This is a genomic window from Streptomyces sp. NPDC102441, assembly GCF_044765585.1.
GTDB lineage: Bacteria > Actinomycetota > Actinomycetes > Streptomycetales > Streptomycetaceae > Streptomyces.
The window spans coordinates 298,132-318,355 of the sequence record NZ_JBIWKH010000010.1; the positions used below are offsets into that span (position 1 = coordinate 298,132).

The 20,224-nt window shown below is 70.0% G+C and carries 19 protein-coding genes; 12 read left to right on the forward strand and 7 right to left on the reverse strand.

The annotated features are described in order from the left end of the window. Positions 1 to 9 precede the first annotated feature (9 nt). The 7 genes from ACIREO_RS23630 to ACIREO_RS23660 form a co-directional block, all read right to left on the reverse strand. Positions 10 to 621, reverse strand: coding sequence for a hypothetical protein (locus tag ACIREO_RS23630; RefSeq protein ID WP_404113464.1), 612 nt, complete (start codon positions 619 to 621; stop codon positions 10 to 12). After that, positions 618 to 944 carry a hypothetical protein gene (locus tag ACIREO_RS23635; protein ID WP_404113466.1) on the reverse strand — a complete coding sequence of 109 codons (327 nt, stop codon included), beginning with the start codon at positions 942 to 944 and terminating at the stop codon, positions 618 to 620. The genes ACIREO_RS23630 and ACIREO_RS23635 overlap by 4 nt, the downstream gene beginning before the upstream one ends. A gap of 33 nt (positions 945 to 977) precedes the next feature. Next, the gene (locus ACIREO_RS23640; RefSeq protein WP_404113468.1) at positions 978 to 2,081 is read right to left on the reverse strand and encodes a conjugal transfer protein; all 1,104 of its coding nucleotides are present in this window, start codon (positions 2,079 to 2,081) and stop codon (positions 978 to 980) included. After that, positions 2,078 to 2,362, reverse strand: a complete 285-nt coding sequence (locus ACIREO_RS23645) for a hypothetical protein (RefSeq protein ID WP_404113470.1) — start codon at positions 2,360 to 2,362, stop codon at positions 2,078 to 2,080. Before ACIREO_RS23645 ends, ACIREO_RS23640 begins: the two co-directional genes overlap by 4 nt. Positions 2,363 to 2,472: 110 nt before the next feature. Further along, complete coding sequence (locus ACIREO_RS23650; protein ID WP_404113472.1) at positions 2,473 to 3,408, reverse strand: hypothetical protein; 936 nt, start codon at positions 3,406 to 3,408, stop codon at positions 2,473 to 2,475. Between the two features lie 1,053 nt (positions 3,409 to 4,461). Further along, positions 4,462 to 6,036: a hypothetical protein gene (locus tag ACIREO_RS23655; protein ID WP_404113474.1), complete on the reverse strand. Its 1,575-nt coding sequence runs from the start codon at positions 6,034 to 6,036 to the stop codon at positions 4,462 to 4,464. A gap of 1,246 nt (positions 6,037 to 7,282) precedes the next feature. Continuing rightward, a complete protein-coding gene (locus ACIREO_RS23660; RefSeq protein ID WP_404113476.1) occupies positions 7,283 to 8,026 on the reverse strand; it encodes a GntR family transcriptional regulator in 744 nt (247 codons plus the stop codon). Between the two features lie 234 nt (positions 8,027 to 8,260). On the opposite strand from ACIREO_RS23660, the gene ACIREO_RS23665 reads away from it, so the two are divergent. The 12 genes from ACIREO_RS23665 (at position 8,261) to ACIREO_RS23720 (ending at position 19,975) form a co-directional block, all read left to right on the forward strand. Next, positions 8,261 to 8,911, forward strand: coding sequence for a WhiB family transcriptional regulator (locus ACIREO_RS23665; protein WP_404113478.1), 651 nt, complete (start codon positions 8,261 to 8,263; stop codon positions 8,909 to 8,911). After that, positions 8,908 to 9,288, forward strand: coding sequence for a hypothetical protein (locus ACIREO_RS23670; RefSeq protein ID WP_404113480.1), 381 nt, complete (start codon positions 8,908 to 8,910; stop codon positions 9,286 to 9,288). Before ACIREO_RS23665 ends, ACIREO_RS23670 begins: the two co-directional genes overlap by 4 nt. 175 nt (positions 9,289 to 9,463) lie before the next feature. Next, positions 9,464 to 9,667, forward strand: coding sequence for a hypothetical protein (locus ACIREO_RS23675; protein WP_404113482.1), 204 nt, complete (start codon positions 9,464 to 9,466; stop codon positions 9,665 to 9,667). A gap of 264 nt (positions 9,668 to 9,931) precedes the next feature. Then, a complete protein-coding gene (locus ACIREO_RS23680) occupies positions 9,932 to 12,145 on the forward strand; it encodes a hypothetical protein (RefSeq protein ID WP_404113484.1) in 2,214 nt (737 codons plus the stop codon). 108 nt (positions 12,146 to 12,253) lie between these two features. Then, entirely contained in the window at positions 12,254 to 12,850 is a 597-nt protein-coding gene (locus tag ACIREO_RS23685; RefSeq protein WP_404113486.1) for a hypothetical protein, read from the forward strand. Continuing rightward, a complete protein-coding gene (locus ACIREO_RS23690) occupies positions 12,850 to 13,548 on the forward strand; it encodes a hypothetical protein (RefSeq protein WP_404113488.1) in 699 nt (232 codons plus the stop codon). The genes ACIREO_RS23685 and ACIREO_RS23690 overlap by 1 nt, the downstream gene beginning before the upstream one ends. Positions 13,549 to 13,550: 2 nt before the next feature. Beyond that, entirely contained in the window at positions 13,551 to 14,069 is a 519-nt protein-coding gene (locus ACIREO_RS23695) for a hypothetical protein (protein ID WP_404113490.1), read from the forward strand. Between the two features lie 52 nt (positions 14,070 to 14,121). After that, entirely contained in the window at positions 14,122 to 16,449 is a 2,328-nt protein-coding gene (locus ACIREO_RS23700) for a hypothetical protein (protein WP_404113491.1), read from the forward strand. Positions 16,450 to 16,801: 352 nt separating this feature from the next. Next, positions 16,802 to 17,212 carry an SsgA family sporulation/cell division regulator gene (locus ACIREO_RS23705; protein WP_404113493.1) on the forward strand — a complete coding sequence of 137 codons (411 nt, stop codon included), beginning with the start codon at positions 16,802 to 16,804 and terminating at the stop codon, positions 17,210 to 17,212. A 139-nt stretch (positions 17,213 to 17,351) separates the two neighbouring features. Further along, entirely contained in the window at positions 17,352 to 18,071 is a 720-nt protein-coding gene (locus ACIREO_RS23710; protein WP_404113495.1) for a VWA domain-containing protein, read from the forward strand. A gap of 80 nt (positions 18,072 to 18,151) precedes the next feature. Continuing rightward, positions 18,152 to 18,652, forward strand: a complete 501-nt coding sequence (locus ACIREO_RS23715) for a hypothetical protein (protein ID WP_404113497.1) — start codon at positions 18,152 to 18,154, stop codon at positions 18,650 to 18,652. A gap of 327 nt (positions 18,653 to 18,979) precedes the next feature. Beyond that, positions 18,980 to 19,975, forward strand: a complete 996-nt coding sequence (locus ACIREO_RS23720) for a hypothetical protein (RefSeq protein WP_404113499.1) — start codon at positions 18,980 to 18,982, stop codon at positions 19,973 to 19,975. Positions 19,976 to 20,224: the final 249 nt, after the last annotated feature.

Sequence of the window (20,224 nt, forward strand, 5' to 3'; positions counted from 1 at the left end):
GCGGCGCCGCTACGAGCGGGGGTGCTGGTCCTCGAGCGAGGCGAGGAGGCTCTGCAGCTGGCTGCGGCCGCCGGCGCGCGGCCGTGCGGCCTGCGCGGGGGGAGCCGTAGCAGCCGGGGCGGCTGGCTGCGCGATGGCGGTGATCGGTCGGCTTGCCGGCCGGGCCGCGACGGGCCGCGAGCGTGCCGGCGCTGCGGGGACTGCCTCGCCGGAGGCCTGGGCGCCGGCGACCCGGACGGTGCAGGTGGTCCGCGCCCACCGAGGACGCGGCTGCCGCTGCGGGTGGCCGGCGAGACGGCCACCGGCCGGCGCCGAGGCGTAGACGAGCAGGGACCGCAGAGCGCGCGCCGGGTCCCGGCCGTCGATCCGCGCGTAGCGCAGTACCCAGGCCAGCCCCCACGGGAGCGCGATCATGATCAGGATGTTCGCGAGGCCGAAGTGCGCCCACAGCGACTGAGTCAGCGCCAGACCGCCGAAGACAACGACCATGGTGACGATCTGGGTGATCGTGTACGGGCCTCCCGGGAGCCGGCCGGCCCCCGGGAGCTTGCCGATGACGAGCGGGTGCCGGCGGGCGCGCGTGTAGGAGTGACCGATGAGGTCTTCCTCGGACGCACTCACAGCAACGCCGTGACGTCGTCATCGCCACCAGGGCCGGGCACCTGCGGGGCGACGCTGGCCGTGTCCTCGATCTCCGAGCCGACCTTCGTCTGCAGGGACGGCAGGTTGGCGATGCCCCACAGCACGAGCGCGCCGAGGAGGAAGGCGACCAGAGTGGCGACCCAGGACTTGGTCTTCCAGTACGCCATCGCGACGGCGGCGAGCACCATCACGCCGACGGCCAGCCTGATCAGCGTTCCGATCTGGTTCGTCTTGAGGGTGGCCCAGTCGAGCAGGTCGCCGGCGAGGACGACGGTGTTCGGGTCGGCCGTGAGCGTATGCATGAACGTTTCCTCTTTCGGTGGTGGCGACGGTGGTCAGCTGCCGGCGGGGGATGCCGAGCCACTGGGCGTGGTGGGGGCCGCAGGAGCAGAGGGCGCCTGCGCCTTCGGGTCGCTGGACGGCTTGCTCGTCGCGGCGGTGGCCGGGGCGTCGTCGAGGGAAGAGACCTCCCATCGCCCGGCGCGCGAGGTCAGGCCGAGCGCGTACGTCAGCGGGAAGCTGTTGCCGTCCGCGTCGGTGGCGTCGACGGAGACCAGAAGGCGCCTGCGTTCGCCGTCACCGGGGACCTTGGTGGAGGCGCTGTCGCTGGAGTCGTCCTGGACGCCGGTGACCTTGATCGACGCGTACGGGGTCGGCACGACGGGGGAGATACGGACGCCGGGGGAGGTGTAGCGGTCCAGCTCGCCCTGGCCGGCCACGTAGGCCTTGAGGAACGAGGCCGCGGTGTCGGACGCGGGATCGGAGGCTCCGCCCCCGCGGGAGGTGGGGTAGCCGAGATCCCCGGGCTTGAGCGAAGTTGGCGCCGCGACCTGCGCCGGCAGGGAGACGGCGGTGTACCCGGTCGCGTCGCCCGAACCGGTCGACTGCACGGCAACGCGGAAGTACTGCACGCCCGCGTCGCTGTAGCCGCCCTTCTTGGACTTCGCCGCGACATTGACCGCGACGGTGACGGACCAGTAGCCGGACGAGACCTCGTGTGCCTGCATTACCTGGGTACGCAGGGCACTGCGGGTTCCGGCCGGATGTGTGAGCGCGATGCTGCCCGAGTAGTACGGGGCCAGGTTCTTCTCGCTCCCTTCTCCGGCCTCCAGGTAGGCGCCGACGAACAGCTGCGCGAACCCAGCAGGACCTGTGGAGGCACTCGACTGGACCGCGGGCGCCGACTTGGGAGCGCTCTGCGCAGGAGCGGACGAGCCGAGCAGGGCCATGACCCCGATGAGCGGGCCGGAGGCGATGAGCGCCCACGTGGCCACGCGAGCCAGACGCGCGAAGCCGGCGAGCCCCGCGGTGCTGGTCTTCCACCCGGCGGCATCCGGCGCCTCGTAGTCGTCCTGCTCGGCCGGCTCCGTGGCTTCGACGACGGCGTCCTCGGGCCACTCCTGCTGCTCGCGACGGGCCTTGCGCCGTGACCGCTTCACGACACGCTCCGCTCGGCCTGGGCCGTGAGGAGCTCGGCGATGCGCGACTTCAGCTGCTCGGGGGTGCGCGACACCAGCACCTCCCAGGACCGCAGGGCGGGCTCCGAGTCGTGGTCGAGGAAGTGACGCATCTGCTCGTGGACCGTGCGGTCGAGCGGGTCGCGCACCAGGGCGGTCCCCAGTCGGGTGGCGGTGATGCGGGCCGAGGCGACGCGGGTCTCGTCCTCGTCGGCGACAGGGTCGACAGAGCGGTCGGGGCCGGTGAAGCGGGCGGCAGTCATGGGGTGCTCCCGTGAAGTGGGTGGTCAAAGGCGAGGAAGAGAGGCCGTATGCGGATCGCCCGTAGAGGTGTGTTTTTGGGCCGCCGTGTGACAGCCGGGGCGAAAAAACTTCAGGCCGCCGACCGGGTCGTACGGAGTGCGGCCTCGCGCAGCGGGCGGACCGCGCGGCTGGCGCGCTGCCGCAGGCGCGCTCCCTCGTTGCCCATCGACCTCCGGGTGCGGGCACTGTGGCCGGGAGCCGAGGAGGCGTCGAGGTAGTAGCTCGCGATCCGCCGGGCGTCAGAGATCGTCAACGCCTGGATGTCGACCGCCCACATCACCAGGGAGAGCAGTTCGGCACGCGGGTCGTCGGCACTGAGTTCCGGCTCGTCGCCGCTGACGAGCTCCAGCTCGACAGCGCGCACGAGGCAGTCGGCCAGCTGGGCCTGCGTCACCGGGTCCGGGTCCTCGGACGGCAGCAGTGCCGCCGACCGGTCGCCGGCGAGCGGCAGCAGCGCGTCCCCTATCTCCCGCAGGGCCGAGCGATTGTCGTAGTCGGCGGCCAGGGTCTTCTGCGCCAGGACGAGCGTGTCCATCGCGATGTTGGCGAAGACGCCCCGCGGGCGGCGCCCGATCGGGTAGGTGCCCACGACCTCGAACAGGGCGCTGAACATTGACGAGACGATGTCGTCCCAGAGAATCCCGTCATGCTGCTGCGTCTTCGCCATCGACACGGCCTTCGGCAGCATCACGCGCGCCGCGGTCCGCCAGGCCAGGTCGCGATCGGCCCCGGTGCCCTTCGCACGCTGCAGCAGGAAGAGCATCGACTGGTCGTGCTGCTCCCAGGCGCCCCGGCGGTAGAGACCGGAGATCTGGTGGACCACGTCCTGCGGCGTCCGGGCGCCGGCGAACTGGGGGTGCTCGGACGCCCAGTCGGCGACCTGGTCGCCGGCGCGGACGTCGTCGGAGAGGGAGGCCCAGTCTCGGTTCAGGCTCCGGAGCGTGCTGGAGCCCTCGTCCGTAGCCGAGGCGGAGATGGTGCTGAGGGGGCTGCTGTAGTGCGACATCCGTGACCGTCCTTCGTCATCCGTTGGGGATGCCGCTGACGATCTTTTGACCCCCCTTGTCCGCGGTCTGATCACGAGCGCCGACGATGGTGGTCAAGGAAAAACCCGCTCGGCGGGGCGCCACGGGCGCACCCGGACAAGGGGTGCGCGCATCGGCGCGCGAGCTGGACAAGGGGTGCGGTGGACGCGCGCGCATCGGCGCGCGAGCTGGACAAGGGGTGCGCGCCGTGCGCGCGCGGAGGTGCCGGACCATGCGCATCGGTGCGGTGGGCAGGACACCCTCGCCGCACATCAGCGCGCGCTGGTGCCGCACGGTGCGGATGTGGTGCGCGCGCCTCGCGCACCGCATCCGCGCGCGGTAGGCGCACGGAGCCAGATGATGACTCCGCGCCCACCGGGGGAGGTCGCTTGCCCACCGCCGTCGCGCGGACCGCAAGTGAAGCCACGGAGCAGGAGCGCGCCGACTGCCTGTTGACGCAGCGTGATGGATTGTGAGTCGAGTGGAGAGCCGGCCCGCCGTTCGGCGAGCCCCGGCTGCTTGGCCGCGTTCCTACCCGGACAAGGGGTCGATCCGGCCGGTTGCGGACCTGGTCAAGGAAGAACGCGAGAGGCTGCAGAGGTGGACAAGGGGTGCAAGGAGAGATCCCGAGAGCTGGACAAGGGGCGGCCTCCGGGTGATCCAGAAGCCGGACAAGGGGTGGTGCACCGTCTTCGCACTGGAGTCAGATCCCCTCTACGGCCCTTCGGATGTGACGGTACGTAACCTTCGGGCGGCTCCGTGCCTTTATCCATCAGCCTGCGTACCCGTCATCCCCATCGCTGGTCCTGATGGTGCGCGCGGCGCGCCGCGCGGAGAGCTTCCGTATTTGACGCGCGCGTCAGCGCGCACGGATGCGCCTTCTGCGGGATCCCGGTGCGCGCGCGGATGCCGACCGCGCGCGCACCGCGCACCTGGCGCAAGCGCACTTCGCCGCGCACCGTGCGCGATGCCTGCACCGGACGGCGCGCGAAGCGCGCGGGCCCGGTTTCCGGCGCGCGCCCGCGGCCGGCTGGTCACCCGGCCTCCTCGAGGTGCAGCTCCTTGACCCGGTGCCGTGCGCACACGGGGCGGGTGGGAATCGCCAGCCGATCGCAGGTCTCCCCGCGCCACCCGATGCACCGGGTAGGAGTACCGGAGCTCTTCTGGCCCTCGGCGCTCGGCGAGTGCGACTCCCGGCACGGCATGCACAAACGATCAACGAGGGCCGGTCCCACCAGATTGATCCTGCAGCCGCAGGCCTCGCAGTCCGAGCGGACCGAGACGGCAGGGGCCGCTGGAGCATGGTCGGGAACCGGTCGCCTCGGCACTGGCGGAGCGCACGCAGAGCACGCTGCTCCAGGGCCGCCCAGTCCGTGCTCAAGGCACTGGCCGAGCTCGCTCCGGCGGTCCTGCTGGCGCTGGTACCGCCGGGCGGCCAGCATGTCGGCGCATGCCGCGCACGGCTCCCCGCTCGGCCACATCACACCGGTTTCGCAGGCTTGATGACCGCAGCCCCAGCGTGGCAGGGCGACGCCCATCAACCACCGGGCGGGGTCTGCGATCTCCGACATCAGCACACTCGCGAAGCGGGCGGTCAGCCGGTGGCGGAGCCGGTCGGCGTCGTATCCGAGATCGAGCTGGCGCCCGATCTCGCGGGCGATCCGGCGCTGCATGAACGTGTTGGCGCGTTCGTAGAGCACCCGAACCGGCCCCAGGACTTCGACGATGCGCGGGTGCAGGGTCAGTGCCGGGCCGTCGTAGCGGCTCCGGTGGGCCTGGGAGTTCTGGGTGGGGGAGCCGGTTCGTTTCTGGCCCGCGCGCAGCGCGAAACCTGCCGCGAGCCCTTCAACGGCAGGCGTTCGGGTCGAGTTATCCACAGGCGAAGCGCCCTCATCTACCTGTACTTCGCCTACGGCGGGTGAGTCAGGGCGGCGTTCGTCATCGGGTCGGTCAGTTCTGTGGTCTTCCTTAGTCGCGAGCGATCCTTCACCAGGTTGCGAACCCGATCCTTCATCAAGTGACGAAGAGGGGTCGGCTGCCGATCCGGCTTCCGCCGCGCAGGACACGGCGGAAGCCGGTGCCGGGGGAACATCGTGCGCGATGAACTGATGCCGCCCACGCGCCCCTGCCCGACGCTGAACCGTCACCCATCCCGCGGCCTCGAGAGCGTCGATGACCTTCCCCGCGGATGTCGCGGACAGTGCTGTTCCCGCCCGCGCACCGGAGTGTTGGTGCAGGTAGCCGGCGAGCTCTCCCTCGGTGAGCGGAATGCGCTGGACCTGGGCGAAGCAGAGCACCGCGAACGCCCGCAGCTGTCGCGGAGTCAGGTCTTCGCAGGCGGCGACCGGCAGCCAGATGAAGTATTCGTCCCGGTGCATCGGGCGCACGCGACGCCGGGCTGTCGTGCCGGACCCGCCCGGCAGTGACCGCCGCTGGTTGAGCGGGAGTTCGACCACTCCATCCGGCCCCGGCCTGCGCAGCTGCGCGATGCCTCGTTCGACGGAGGAACAAGACAGCCCGAGGTACGAGGCGAGGACGGTCGCTCCCGCGGTGCAGCCTTCCGGTCGCTGCCCGAGCGCCTTGATCTTCATGTAGACGGTGAGTGCCACATCCGAGTAGTGCGCGGATTCCACCAGGCGCATCGGTACCTTGACGCGCTGGCGCCGCAGGGGCTTGCGGCCGCCGGGAACGCGGGACGTTCCTGAGGCCTGCTGTGGCAGGGCCGGACCGGGCGGATCTGTTGTGGCGAGGAGTAGAGAACTGGACACGCTTCCCCCGGCGCGCAGTCGGTGGGGTGACGACCCGTCGACGACGCGCTTCGAGTTGCCGTCCTCTCCGGTACGCGGAGAAGACGCCTTGCAGATGGGACCAGGTGCCCGGCTGCCGGTCAGAGGGGTGTCAACCCGGACGAGGTTCAGCGCACCGAGGTGTGCCGAAGCCCGCCTGCTGACCGTCGGCATGTGCCGTACAGCAGAGCGCGAACAGCCCTTGGCCGAGATGCGGAACGCAGGACAGACCCGCGTCCCGGATCCCCGGCCAAAGGGGCGGATTCAGCTGGTGCGGCCTGGCGGGCGCAGCGGGGCAACTGCCGTCAGCAGGCTGTGTGCGCGAGGCGCCTTCACCGCCAGCACAGAACAGCGCAAACCTGCCAATCCCGACCTAACGGGAGGAAGGGTCGTCACGACATGTGACGCCGAGGTGACAGTTGCGGGACGAATGGCCGAGAACGGCGCCCCTGGAGGGCTGCTGAGCTGACAAAAGCCATGGCGGTACTGCAAGATGTACTCCGTTCACCCTGGTTCACTCCAGAGATGAATAAGGGCCTTCGGGCCTGAGGCCTTTCGGGGCCGTTGCTGCTGGGAGGCAGTGATCATCCAGACCAAGCGGTCTGGCTCTTCGCTCGAACGGAGCTGGATACTCCGAGAGAGCGGTGAAGGCCGGCAGAGGAGCAGCTAACTCCGAACCGGCACGGAAGGGCGAGGAGCGCTCCCTGCTAGGGGGCGCCCGCCCGGACTCTCTACGACATGCCGCCCCCCTTGATGAGGGCGATGAATGATGAGCGCGACGAGCGGTGTCCGCACAGCAAAAAGCCCCGGCCCGTCGGCGTCTTGGACGCAGCGCGGAAGCCGGGCTGACTGTGCATTTGCGTGTGGGTGCGGGTACGCTCCACCACGAGACACCGCCTTACTCGGTTCTCGAACTCGATATACGCCCTCGGACTTGCTCAAGGTCCGGGGGCATCGTGTTGTCAGGGCTAGCAGTAGATCAATCGATGGTCACCCTATCCCCAACGGCAACGGAAGTGCACAGCCTGTTGGCGGACCGGTACACACCGCGCGTTGCGCTGATCAGGGGTCACTTCGCGTCAGGTTCACCACAGTTGGGTACATCACCGGACCAATCGGTCAAACTGACTCTATCTGCACGAATAATCATGAAACCACAACTCCGTGCCTGCTCCCCGCTGTAGCTCACGCGGCGAACCGAAAGCGCCACGGCGGTCCGTGACTTGAGCAGCGCCGACTCGATGTCCGTGGCCAGGTGCGCCGAGGTGGTGCGCCGCCAGGCTGTCTCTGCCAGGCCGGCGTCGTCCATGATCGCCGCCTCGTCGACGAGATCCGCCTCGAGGAGGCGACGGGCGATGTCGGCGATGCCGCGGGGGATGTACATCTCCCGGATCGCCCAGGGGGAGCCGGACCGGCTCAGGACGCTCTGCCGCAGCACCACGCTCGTCTCCGGCGGGATGCCCAGTGCTGCCGCCACGTGGTCGGGCGCCTTCTGCACCGCGGTGATGACCGCCTCGACAGTGTCGCCGGCCTGCTCGGGGACGGGGCGCACGTGGCCGTGCTCGTCGATGCGCGCCTCGAAAGCGGCTGCGGGGGTCAGGATCATGTAACCGACCTTGGGGAGTGACCTGATTAGGCCCTCCTGCTCCAGGATCTCCATGGCCGCGATCAGGGTCTTGCGCGCGCAGCCCAGGTGTTCGGCGAGCTTGCGCCCGGACAGGACCGTGCCGGGTGAGCGGTCGGGTTCACCGCTGTAGATCTCAGCACGCAGGCTGTCAGCGAGGCTGCGCCTGTCGGTCGGGGTCGTGGCCATGCGCACATACTGCCGCACGGCCAAGGGCCGGGATGAGCAGGGCCGGGCTGCTTCTGGCGGTTGCCTCTTGACGAGATCCGCAAAGCAATGCACCATCTGGACTATCTGGAGTACCCCAGGGAGTCCAGATGTGCGTGTTCCACGCAAACGGCCTCCGAGGGATGGAGCCCTCGAAGGCCGTGGTGGAGCACGTCGCCCCTTCCCTTTTTTCCGTCACGAAGGACAGACGACGCAATGACCAGCATGACAGCCGACCGCCCCGCGCAGGGCGCCGCCGACCAGATCCGCCTCACCGACGAGATCGCCCGCGAACTCGCCTCCTCCTACCCGGTCGCCGAGCTCGCCGGCGGCGGCTACCTCGCCGGGCGCGACGGATACGCCGTCGCCGGCCAGATGCGCGAGCCCCAGCTGGGCGATGCCGTCCGGCGGTTCGGGCGGTGCAGCGACACGAACGACGTGAACGCCTTCTACCGGCGCGAGGAGGAGCTGGGCGAGGAGTGGCGCGAGCGCCGCGCACGCACCATCGCCAAGTACTGCGCGCCCTGCCCGGTCGCCGCAGCGTGCCTCGAGCTCGCGCTGCGCTACCCCGAGGAGCCGCAGGACCTGGCCGTACGCGGTGGAGCCACCGAGGAGAGCCAACTGGCCCGCGCGGCCGCCGAGACCATGAGGCTGAGCGCGGCTCGCGGACGCGACCGTGCGCCTGGCGAGCAGCGCACCGAGCGGCTGACCGCGGCCCGCGAGGTCCAGACCCTGGCCCGCACCCACATCGGCCTTTCCGTCGAGCCGAAGTACCGGGACAAGAACCACGCCGACACCCGGGCCGCGGCCGGCCGTCTCAAGGAACTGCAGGGCCAGCACCGGCGCGCGACGGGGTGGGCCGCATGACGGACCACACCACACCGCATGCCGGCGCCTCCTCCGAAGTCGCCGAGCTCCGCGCCCTCAACCGGCGCCTGGTGCAGGCCCTGCAGGCGAAGACCGAGATGCCGATGATCCTCGTGCCCATCCCTCAGACCGGGACCGAGCCCGCGACGGCCGCGCTCGTCGGCATCCTCCTGGTCCTGTGGCGCCAAGCCCGCATCGAGGCCGACGCCTACCAGGCATGGATCCGCCAGCCGACCCCTTCGCCGGCCACGGACGCCGCAGCCCGGGACGCCGCCGAAGCAGCGCAGGCCCACCTCGGCAGCCGGCACTCCCTCCCGGCGGCGCCGGAGAACGACTCCGCCGAGCGCAGCCGCCCCGACGCGAAAGGAACCGGCTGACGGCCAGCTCACACGAGTCCAGGACCACCAGGTCCAGGGGCTCCCGATCCCACCACGCCGCAGCGAGGACATCCTCCGTGCTCCCGATCTTCTTCGGATACGAGCAGCAGCCGCTGTACTACTGCGCCTCCTGCGGGGGCCACTACCCCTTCCAGCACTTCTGCGAGTAGCCGCCATGACTCTCACTGAGAACCAGAGCAGCAGCCGCCAGCGCAAGCGCGGAATCCACAGCGGCCGGCTGCGCCGCCCGTCCACGTGCCAGCTGACCATCGCCGCAAGCCTGCTGGACCGCTACGGATACAAGGACCAGGCCGACGCCCACAACAACGGGATGTGCGCCCGCCTGTACGCCCTCGGGCGCAGGACGGCTGCCCTATGACCAGCCCGACGCACCCGCCGTTGGACAGCCCGATGGCCAACGAGGACGACCTGGACCGCGCGCTCTTCGACCACCCCGAGGCCGAGGACCCGCAGGACCCACCCGAGACGCAATAGCCACGACCGCAACGGAAGGTCAGCCCCACCGGGGGCCGGAGACCACCGTCGCCCCGCCGAGGCTCCATCACCCCGACCACCGCCCCGACGCGGTGCCCGCCCGATCCGGCCGCGGGCACCCGCGACGACACGAAGAAGGAGTCCGACGGTGAGCAAGAACCGTCGTCGACGTCGCCAGGCCCCCCAGCCGCAGCCTGCGGACAGCCCCAGCGGCGCCCTGGACGCCGTCGACACCTTCGCGATCCTGGCCCTTCACGCCGACGCACGTGACCGGTCGGCCGACATCGTCGATCTGGCGAAGGAGGCGTTCAGCGCCACCACGACCGCGGCGGTAGCGCAGGCCAAGGCCCTCGTGGAGGCCGCCGAAGAACAGGCCGCCCTCGTACACGAGCAAGCGGAACACCGAGCCACCGAGCTCCAGGAGCGCACCCGGCAGGCCAGCTCCGCTGTCGCGGCCGACGCCGCCGCCCAGGCCGGCGCGACCACGGAAGCGGCCCAATGTGCAGCAACCGACATTCGAACGGCCGCGGAAGCGGACGGGAAGCGCCTCGTCGAGGAAGCGACCGCCCAGGCACGCACGGTGGCCGACACGGCGCAGGAACGCGCCGACAAGGAGCTCGCGGCCGCCCGGTTCCAGGCCGAGCAGCTCCAACGTTCAGCCCGCCGCGACGCCGGGGAAGCCAGTACCCGCCTGCGCGCCGCCGACGACGAGGCGAAACGTATCCGCCAGGTAGCCACCGAAGCCGCTGCCGGGCTGCGCCGACAGGCGGCCGCGGACATCAACGCCGACCGGGAGCGGGCTGTCCGTGATGCCGAGGAACTGAGCAAGGCCGCGGCCGTGACCGTCGCGTCGGCCGAGAAGCGGGCCACCGAAGTCTCTGAGCAGGCCACCAACCGTGAGACAGCAGCGAAGGAGACGGAAGAAGAGGCCCACCGCCTGCTCACCGAAGCCCAGGACGCCTGGGAGCGGGCCCATTCGCGCACCGCGCGCCGGCAGGAGCGCAAGGAGATGCGCCAGCAGGGCCGTCAGCAGCGATCGACGGCTCGGCGCGAGCACAAGCAGGCCAAGGGCCGCCCCGCCCTCGCCCAACGACTGGGCCAGGCACGCAAGTGGGCGCGCGAACTCGTACGCACCCAGGCACGCCGCATCCTCGTCGCCGGCCCGATCCTCGCCCCGATGGCAGTGGCCTGGTGGTCACAGACCGACTACGCCAAGGAGGCGTTCGGCTGGTGGACCATCTCCGCCCTCGGATTCGCCGCCGCGTGGGAGCTGACGACGGCCTTCACCGGCTGGATGTACCACCAGGCCAGGCAGCAGGGCGACGCCGGAACCGTCTACCGGATCATGACGTGGGTTTTCGCGGCTGGAGCGGCCGCGATGAACTACGCCCACCACTGCGGCCCCGGCGGAAAGCCCACGCAGGCATCCGTCGCGTTTGCGACGATGAGCATCGTCGGCATGGTGCTGTGGGAGCTGTACGCCTCCCTGGTCCACCGCCAGTTCCTGCGCGAGCAGGGACTGGTCTCCCGGGCCAGGCCGAAGATCGGCCTGATCCGCTGGATCCGCTTCCCGGTCCGGGCCTGGACGGCGTGGTCGCTGACGATCGAGAACGCGTCGCTGTCCACGCTGGAACGCGCCTGGAACGCCGCCGGTGTCGCCCTGCGGGACCGGAACGCGGTCCGTTCCGGTCTGGCACGGCACCGCATGGTGATCCCTCGCGTTCCGACCGCCGGCCTCCACCGCGGTGCCGGTCCAACAGCCATTCCCGCGTTCCACACCATCTGGAACGCACCGTACGGAACGTACGGCGGAGCGGGGGAGCACCGGAACGGAACGGAGCGCCCCCAGACCCCGGAGCCGGGCACGACCCAGGGTGGAACGGAACGGTCCGAAGGACTCGCTCCACTCGGGCGCCACTCGGCTGAGCAGGGCTTCCCCGGCGTTCCGTTCCGTTCCGCGCCCCGGACGGCCGTTCCGGGCGGCACCGGAACGGAACGCCTGCCGGCGGGCGCGACACCTGAAGCCCGCACCGCGGAACGCGACACAACAGCCACTGAACTGGCACGGAACGCGCCAGGTGGCACGCCGGAGCACCCGGAACGCAACGGCACGCACGCGCGGAACGGCCGCGAGCGCACCAGTGGTGCGGAACGAGACGAGGACGAGGTGGTGCTCGACGACAAGGAACGCGCCGCGGTGGAACGCCTCCGTGCCAAGAAGCAGCCGCTGAGCAAACGGAGCGTCTCGGAGGAGGTGCGCTCCAACGGAGAAACGATCGCCGATGACCGGGCGCTGAAGATCGCCAACTACCTCAACGCCAAGGCGAAGGACGAAGCCGCCCAGCACCTCGCAGGCGTCTGACAGCTCCCCCAGCCGACTGCTGGCCCGGAGCACCAAGACCGGGAGACCCGGCCCGCTTTCCAGGGCCCGGCCGGGTCTCCCTCCTCCACAAACGGGAGTCCGCACATCATGACCCAGCACCCTGTCCAGCGACGGCAGTTGCGCAGCCGGCGGCTACTGAGCAGCCTGCAATGGCTGATCGTCGGCCACGACCACCGGCTCGCCCGGACCCGCTACGGAGTCCGGGAGTCGGCTTCCGAGCGCGCCAACCGCTTGGAGAAAGCCGCAGATCGCGCGCGGCAGGCGCGCCGCCAGCGTCATGCGCGGCGCGCGGCGCGCGAGGGCCAGCAGTGGGAAGACTCCGTCTATGCGTCCTGGGCGGCCCGCCTGCCCCCGGCTACCGCCCCCGCGCCGCTGCCCGCCGACGAGATGTCTCCCAGCAGCAAGCCCGTTGCGCAGGACGGCAGCTCCCTGCCCGCGCTGCCCCCGGGTTTTGCCCCCGCGGCCGCGGAAGACCACCAGCACCACCAACGGGCAGACGGTCTGACCGGCCAGGCCGGATTGCCCGGGCCCGACGCCGGGCCGGCTGCTGCTGTTGACGGCTCGCAGCGCGAGTTCCGCAGGCCGACGCTCTACCTGGTCGGAGGTGCGGCGCCGACACCGCGACCCACCGAACTTCGCCGTCCCGACGACCGCGCCACGGGCACCAGGGCCGGGGGCCGCTGATGTCCTCCTCATCGCACATCAACCTCGACAAGGAACCGTCGGGCCCCGCCCCTGACGGCTGCTGCGTCGGATGCCCGCTCAGCGATACCTGCCGCCTGGCCGACCCGGCGCTGGCCCGCTGCGCCGTCACCGGGGCGGTGCCCCCGCCTGAACCGCCGCACGATCCCCCGTCGGCCCCCGCAGGCACAGACCTCGATCTCACCGAGGTGGTCAGCCGCGGCGTCGAGAAGGCCGTCGGCGCCGCGTTCGGCCTGGGCTGGACCGACCTGCTGGCCGCCGTGATCGAGCGCACGAACAGCGTCGATGCCGACGGCAATCAGGTCGACTGGAGCCGACTGCAGCTTCCGCGCAACCTCCTGTGCCTGGCTGTCGCCAACGTCGTCCCCATCAAGGGCGCTCCCGCCTCACGGTGGGCCGTCGACGCCTTCACCGGCTACGGCCTCGCAGCACCCCTGATCCCCGCAGGCGCCGTCCTGGGCGTCGTCGGCGCAGTCTGCATCGGCGCCCTCGCCGGCGGCCCGATCGGCCTGCTGTGCAGCGCGGCCCTGACTGTAGCCAAGGGGGCAGGCCAGCTGACCTGGCGCTTCATGTGCTCCCGTCTCGGCTGGATCATCACCCGCCCGCTGATCTGGGCCGCCATCTCCGGCCTGCTGATCATCACCTGGCGCGCCCTCGTACACCTTCTTACCGGAGCCTGATCATGTACCTCGCGATCGACATTTTCGACAACCAGCCCGCCAACGCCGGCTTCGGCGCACTCCTGTTCGGCGCGATGGCCCTGACAGCCGTCTTCGCGGGATTCAGGAAGAAGCTGCTCCGCAAGAAGAAGACGTTCGTGCTGGTCTTCTTCTTCGTCCTGCTGGTGACGGTGAACTCCGGCGGGCTCTTCGGCGAAGCGGCCGGAGCCCTGCGCGCCGGCATGAACTACCTCGGCCAGACCGCCGCCGAAGAAGGCGCCGGTGCGACGGTGAACGCCCACCCACCACGATCGGCCGTCACGCCTGTGTCCGCAGGAGGCGCCGCGATCGGCCTGTGCGGAATCACCTACTACCTCGTGACCCTGTATGCGGCCGACTGGAAGCCGGCCGACTGGAAGGAAATGCTCGGTGGCGGCCTCATCGCCATCAGCTTCGGCACCTCGCTCGGCTTCATGGGTGTGGTCGTCAGCGCCACCACCCTGACCGGCAACAACGTGGGCCTGTGGGCCTTCGGCGGCTGACCACCCGCCTTCCGGACCCTGCCACCAGCGCCCTCAAGGAGCCCTGCGCCCCATGCACCACCGCCCCCGCAACCCGCCGGACAGCACTGAGCTGGCCCCCTTCGGCGAGCTCGTATTCGCCGAGCTCGTCGACGATGATGACCCGGGTCCCCAGCAGGGTGAGCAGGAGCCGCCGGCCACCCCGCGTACCCCCCGGCAGCGGCAGCTGCGGGCCACCGCTCGGCACGTCGCACACTGCATCCGCACTGCCGCGGGCGCCATCGCCGGCCACATCCTCCCCGGCCTGCGGCACGCCCTGTCGGCGGCCCGCCACTGGCTGCGTGCCGGCTACATGTCCGATGACGAGATCCGACGCCGCATCATCAACAAGCCCCTCGAAGCCGACCTTGCCCGTCGGCACGAAGCCCGCACCGCGGTCCGACGCCTCGAGAACAGGATGCGGCGCAGGCTCGAGGACGCCGCGGCGTACGGCCTTGACGCCTCGGAGAAGCAGACCATCCGCAACCTCAGCCTGGAGCTCCGCCGACGTCGCAACGGACTCGCCGCACTGCAGTCGGTCCCCTTCGCCGTCGAGCAGCCCACCGAGGAGCAGATCCGCAGGGCCCGCTCCCTCAGGGCATTCGGCCGCTTCAGCGCCCTCGTCCCGGTTCTCGGCGTCGCGGGGGCGGTTGCCGCCAGTGTGCCGTCCAGCCTGCTCGGCGCTGCCCCGCTGCTGGCCGCGGGCGGCTGGTGGCTGACGTATCACCCGCTCGAACTCGTCGAGCGCCCCATTCCCGAGGACCTGCTGCTGCCCGAACTGGCCCCACCCGCCCTGGAGAGCACCGTGACGTCCGGCGAAACTCCCGGGGGTGACGCCCAGGAGGAGGACCTCACCCCGTTCCCGATCGCCCAGGCCACCACCCCCGAGGAGGCCGGCGAAGCGCTCCGCCGCGCCCTGCTGCACGAGGGCCAGGACGTCGATCAGGTCACCGAGGTCACCAAGGAGGCGTGGGGGTGGTCCGCCCGCGCCACGTTCCGCACGGGCACCCCCGACGACCTCAACAAGGACGACACCTACAAGGGGCTGATCACCCTCCTCAGGCTGCGTCGCAACGGCCTGCTCATCGAGGGCGACCCGGACGCGGGAGAGGCCTGCACCGTCCGCATGATGCAGCGTTCGCCGTTCAGCCCGGAACTGGTCGGCGACGTGCCGTACCGGGCACCGCTGTCCATGTCGATCACCGAGCCGGCCGACTACGGCGTCTCGATGGACGCCAACGCCCTCACCTTCGCCCTTGCAGGGCTGATGCTGCTGATGGTCGCCGACTCCGGCGCCGGCAAGTCCGGCGTCATGCTGGCCATGGCCGAGGTCGTCACGGCCTGCCGGGACGCCGCTGCCTTCAACCTCGATCCGGTCGGAACGGGCGTCGGCGACCTCGGCGAGGCGATCACCCTCAACGCCTGCATGGACGACGAGAAGATCGTCGCGACACTGCAGTTCCTCCTCGAACTGTGCTCCGCCCGCGCACGGCTCCGCGCCCGCTACGGGTGGGGCAACAAGTGGAGGGTCTCACCCGAACACCCCGCCATCGTCGTGTTCGTCGACGAATGGGCCCAGCTTTCGGCCCAGGCGAAATCCCTGCTCATCCGGCTGCTCCTGGTCGGCCGCAAAGAGGCGATCTGGGTGATCGGCGGAAGCCAGTTCGGCACGAAGGACTGGCTCGGCGAGGCGGTGGGCCCCAAGCTGTCCGGCAAGCTCCTGGGCTCCTGCCGGCGCGTGGACGTCACCGAGCTACTGGGCGGTGGCGCGCTCGCCGAGGGCTACCGCGCCGACCTCCTGCGGGCGGCCACCCACACTGAAGTCAACGACGCCGGCCAGATCTACGCGCAGGGCCTGCCCGGAGTTCCCGACCGCCCGGTGCGCTACAAGGTCCGCGAAGTCACCGCCGCGTATGCGGCACAGATCGGCGCCGAGCGCGCAGCAGCAGGACTGCCGGACCTCACATACACCCTGACGGAAGCCGGGCTCTTCGACGAATGGCATGCGCTCATCGACTTCCTCGCCGCTGCGGACGCTGGCGCCGGGGTCCAGGGCAGTCCCGCCGGGCTCCCTGACATCGTCCGTGTCCTGCGAGAGGCGTTCACGCGGGAGAAAGACCCGGCCCACCTCACCTATGACCAGCTCCACCCCCACCTGCGGGCGCACGACGCCGAACGGTGGGGGCGCTGGGACGACAAGAGCGACATCGACCGGATCCGGGAGCTCGGCAAGGCCGTGAGGCGCGAGCTGGACGCGGCGCAGGTCGAGCTGTCCTCCGAGCGGCTCAGGGAGCTGGACGGGGCTCCTCGCGGCTTCTACCTCTCCGCCCTGGAGAAGGCGCTGGGAGACCTCCTGCGGTGATCGGCCGGCTGATCGGCCGCCATTGGCTCCTGAACGGCTTTGATCGGCGGATGAAGCCGATCAAAGCCGGTGGTCCGGCCGATCGGAAACCATAGGTGACCAGCGAGAACCGTTCAGGCCGTTCAAGATCCGCCCCCCGGCCTGCGGCCCGCCGGCGGCACACGTCGGCGAAGGCCGCCCCTGGGGAGGAGCCGCCCCGATGGCCCTCCGCGGGAGAGGCAGAGGAAGAGCAGTCACCAGAGATATTGCTTAATTGGAAATGAGACTGTACTCTTTTGATGTCGCTGGGCGTTGCCTCCTCCGCCGCCCACCCGTCCCCGACGGGCTCTCTGCCGAAGAACAGGACTTACGCATGGGCTTTCCCGGCCTGGAAACCAAGACCCACATGATGCTCGTGGCCGACCCGGACACGACGGTCCCCGTCCCTGTCAGGCTCTACTACCTGACCACCGACCCCTACGCCGTTCAGTTCTCCTTCGACGTCTCACCCGACGTGGTGGTCCGGTGGACGTTCGCCCGCGATCTGCTGTCTCAGGGCATGGGGGCCCCCGCCGGAATGGGGGATGTGAAGATCACCCCAATCGGCTCCGACAACACCCGGACCCGCATCGTGCTGGAGTCCCCGGAAGGCCTCGCATGCCTTGAGGGAGCCACCGCGCCCCTCCAGGAATGGCTCGACTCGACCTACACGGAGGTCCCGGCGGGCAGCGAGTCCACCGCCGTCGACATCGACAGCCTTCTCGACGAGCTGCTGGCCCACTGACGGCGCAGCAACACCGGGCCAACGGCACACAACATCGGCAGCTGGCCAAGAAATTTCGCGACTCCATGTCACACGGACGCCGCGCAACGCACCTCTACGCGTGACACACCACCCACCGCCCCAGGCAAGGAGCGCACTCGTGACCACCCACTCTCTTCACAAGACCTCGGCCATCAGCCTCGACAAGGTCGCCGGTACCGCACCCGACCTCATCGACATGTACACGGATGCCGAGACCAGCCTCCGCAAGGTCGACCTCATCGGAGGGCGCGCCGCCGTCTATCTCGTGATCGACCGCTCGATCTCCATGAGGGACTACTTCACCAGCGGGGCCGTCCAGCGGCTGAGCGACCAGATCCTCAGCCTCGCCGCACACCTCGACGACGACGGGAAGGTCCCGGTCGGCTTCTTCTCCGACAAAATGCACACCCTCAGCCGAGGCAAAATCTTCCGGCGCCCGCAGACCCTCGTCGACGTGGAACTCGGCAACCACCAGGGCCGCATCGCCGAACTCCACAACTCCCTGGGCCCCATGGGAGGCACCAAGTACCGCCCGGCCATGGAAGCGGTCCGTGAGCACTACCGCGCTTCCAGCGCCTACAAGGCCTCGATCCCCGCCTTCGTCGTCTTCCAGACGGACGGAGCGCCTCACGATGAGTCCGCAACCCGCAAGTTTCTCGACTCCACGCAGGACGAGAACATCCGCTGGCAGTTCGTCCCGTTCGGCGAAGAGCGGCAGTTCGGCGTCCTCTCAAGCCTTCCGGGCAACGTCGGCGTCAGCGCCGTGGGCTACAACCCGCTGGATCTCTCCAACGCCGAGCTCTACAGCCGCCTCGTCACCGGCCTTCACCGGGCCTGACACACGCAGGGGCGGCCGAGCACCGACCGCACGGCCGCCCCACCTCGCCACCACACAGCAACAGATCCAGAGGACACCCCTTGCACTCCACCGCCGTACGGGCAGTCATCGCGACCGCAGCGACCGTCACCGCCGCCCTCACCCTCGTCGGGTGCGCCGACGACGCCGACCTGGACCACGGCAAGGTCATCGAGAAGCGCAGCCAGAACGCCCAGGGGCCGATCTACGAGCAGGTCCAACGACCGGCTCCATGCCGTGCCACGCGCACGCAGACCCTTCGCAGCAGCCTCACCAAGCCGGCTCCCCCGAAGCCGGCTCCCCCGAAGCCCGCTCCGGTCAAGCCCGCTCCGGTCAAGCCCGCACCGGTCCCGGACGGGCCGCAGGGCAAGGAGAAGACGACCCCGAGCACGCCGGGGAAGAGCGATACCAGCAGGCCGTGCGGCACGGTCACGACCCCCGTACTCAAGGGCTACAAGACACCGGGGAAGTGGGAGTTGAAGCTCCAGGACGGCAAGGAAACCGACTGGGAGACCGTGACGTACGACGAGTACAACAGCGTCGCCGTCGGCGACTCCTTCTGAACCGAAGAGGCGAAGGGCGCGGCAGGTCCGCGCCCTTCGCCGGTTCCATGCCCCCGCGCGCGACCAGGAACCCCACCGTGGCCGAGCCGCATCGGGCCCGTTGAGCCCAGCCCGTCGAGATCCACGTGAGCCCACCTGGCACTCGACCGCGGGCCCCTCCGCCAACTCGCCGCAACCAGGGCGCCGGCGACTTCGATCGCAGGACCTGCGCCCGGTACCGGCAACTTGAGCTGTCCTGCAACGGCCAAGGGCGACTCGACCGCATCGCCACTGCCGCCTGCTCACACCGCCCATAACGATCCCTCCGACAGATCAGGAACGACGCCTGTGGCCATCTTGTCGACATATCTTCCTGAGTACGCCATCGCTGCGTACGCCCAGGAGCAGCCCTCCGTCCGGCGCATGATCCTCGAAGCCCGCTGGGCCCACCTGCAGCGCGACGCCACCTTCGAACGTCCCGACACATTCCACGACGACCAGGTTCGTTGGATCAAGCGAGCCCACCTCATCCACCTCGGTGCTCTGTACGACGTCTTCGCCGTCCGTGGAGCGCACGACATGGAGGTCCACGAGGCCGCACGCGGGCTGGGAACCAACCTCCTCGCGCACGATGGCTTCCACCTGCCGACCACGCGTCTCTCCGGCATCGACTACCTTCGCACCGCATACGCCGCCCTGCACGGCCACATCGCACCGCTGCCGCGGACGGACACCCCGGCGAACACCCCGGACAGCAAGCCGGCCGAACAGCCCTTTCCCTGCCCGCCGGAGTCCCGACTCATCCGCACCATGCTCTGGTCGTACACCGTGGCCCAGGATTGCCGGAACCAAGGAAGGCTTGCCGAGGCGAGTGCCCAGCTGCGTGAACACCAGATCGCACGCGGACTCCTGCTGTGGAGTGCTGCCGCACTCGCGCCCGCCGACCTCGGCGCCGCGCAGGACGCAGCAGTCGCCGGCCATCATGTGCGAGGCATCGACGGGCGCCCGCGCACGGGGGACGAGAGTGCCCGCCGCTACCTGCTGGAGGCCTACCGCGAAGCGCACCACGATGACGACGACCAGCAGCCGCACGAAGTGGACTGTCCTGGTGGCTGTGGCGGAGATGGCGTTGTCATGGTCACCCTTACCTGGGACGACCAAGGGGACGGCATTTTCGTACCCGTCTGGGCTGAACCGGTCGACTGCACCGAAGGAGTTCCGCAGGAACATGACCCGGGCTGCACCGAGTGTCTCGGCCACGGCTACACCTACGGCCGCGGCGAGCGCAACCTCTGCCTGTGCCTGCGATCAGCAGATCTGACCGAACAACCCGGGCTTCAGTGATTCTTCCTCAGCGGCCCGCCGAGGAAGAATCACCCCTCCCGAACGCACACTGCTCCGGGAAGCCGACGGCCCGCGCGCCCGGGGTGATTCCGCCCCCGCTTCCGGCCTGCCGACCAGGAGGAGAGATCACCCTCCCTGGTCGGCAGGCACAGGCTCCAGGGCGGGGAGGTGGAATCACCCGCCTCTTCCCGCCGACTGCCAAGAGCAGACCCAAGGGTGATTTCACCCCCCGCCTGCGCCACGGGTCAT

Bases quoted from the DNA above. Each gene is read 5' to 3' on its own strand.
- ACIREO_RS23665 (WP_404113478.1), top strand. From the start codon at position 8,261: ATGACCAGCATGACAGCCGACCGCCCCGCGCAGGGCGCCGCCGACCAG.
- ACIREO_RS23685 (WP_404113486.1), top strand. From the start codon at position 12,254: ATGACCCAGCACCCTGTCCAGCGACGGCAGTTGCGCAGCCGGCGGCTA.
- ACIREO_RS23690 (WP_404113488.1), top strand. From the start codon at position 12,850: ATGTCCTCCTCATCGCACATCAACCTCGACAAGGAACCGTCGGGCCCC.
- ACIREO_RS23645 (WP_404113470.1), bottom strand. From the start codon at position 2,362: ATGACTGCCGCCCGCTTCACCGGCCCCGACCGCTCTGTCGACCCTGTC.
- ACIREO_RS23650 (WP_404113472.1), bottom strand. From the start codon at position 3,408: ATGTCGCACTACAGCAGCCCCCTCAGCACCATCTCCGCCTCGGCTACG.
- ACIREO_RS23700 (WP_404113491.1), top strand. From the start codon at position 14,122: ATGCACCACCGCCCCCGCAACCCGCCGGACAGCACTGAGCTGGCCCCC.
- ACIREO_RS23670 (WP_404113480.1), top strand. From the start codon at position 8,908: ATGACGGACCACACCACACCGCATGCCGGCGCCTCCTCCGAAGTCGCC.
- ACIREO_RS23705 (WP_404113493.1), top strand. From the start codon at position 16,802: ATGGGCTTTCCCGGCCTGGAAACCAAGACCCACATGATGCTCGTGGCC.
- ACIREO_RS23660 (WP_404113476.1), bottom strand. From the start codon at position 8,026: ATGGCCACGACCCCGACCGACAGGCGCAGCCTCGCTGACAGCCTGCGT.
- ACIREO_RS23695 (WP_404113490.1), top strand. From the start codon at position 13,551: ATGTACCTCGCGATCGACATTTTCGACAACCAGCCCGCCAACGCCGGC.
- ACIREO_RS23675 (WP_404113482.1), top strand. From the start codon at position 9,464: ATGACTCTCACTGAGAACCAGAGCAGCAGCCGCCAGCGCAAGCGCGGA.
- ACIREO_RS23635 (WP_404113466.1), bottom strand. From the start codon at position 944: ATGCATACGCTCACGGCCGACCCGAACACCGTCGTCCTCGCCGGCGAC.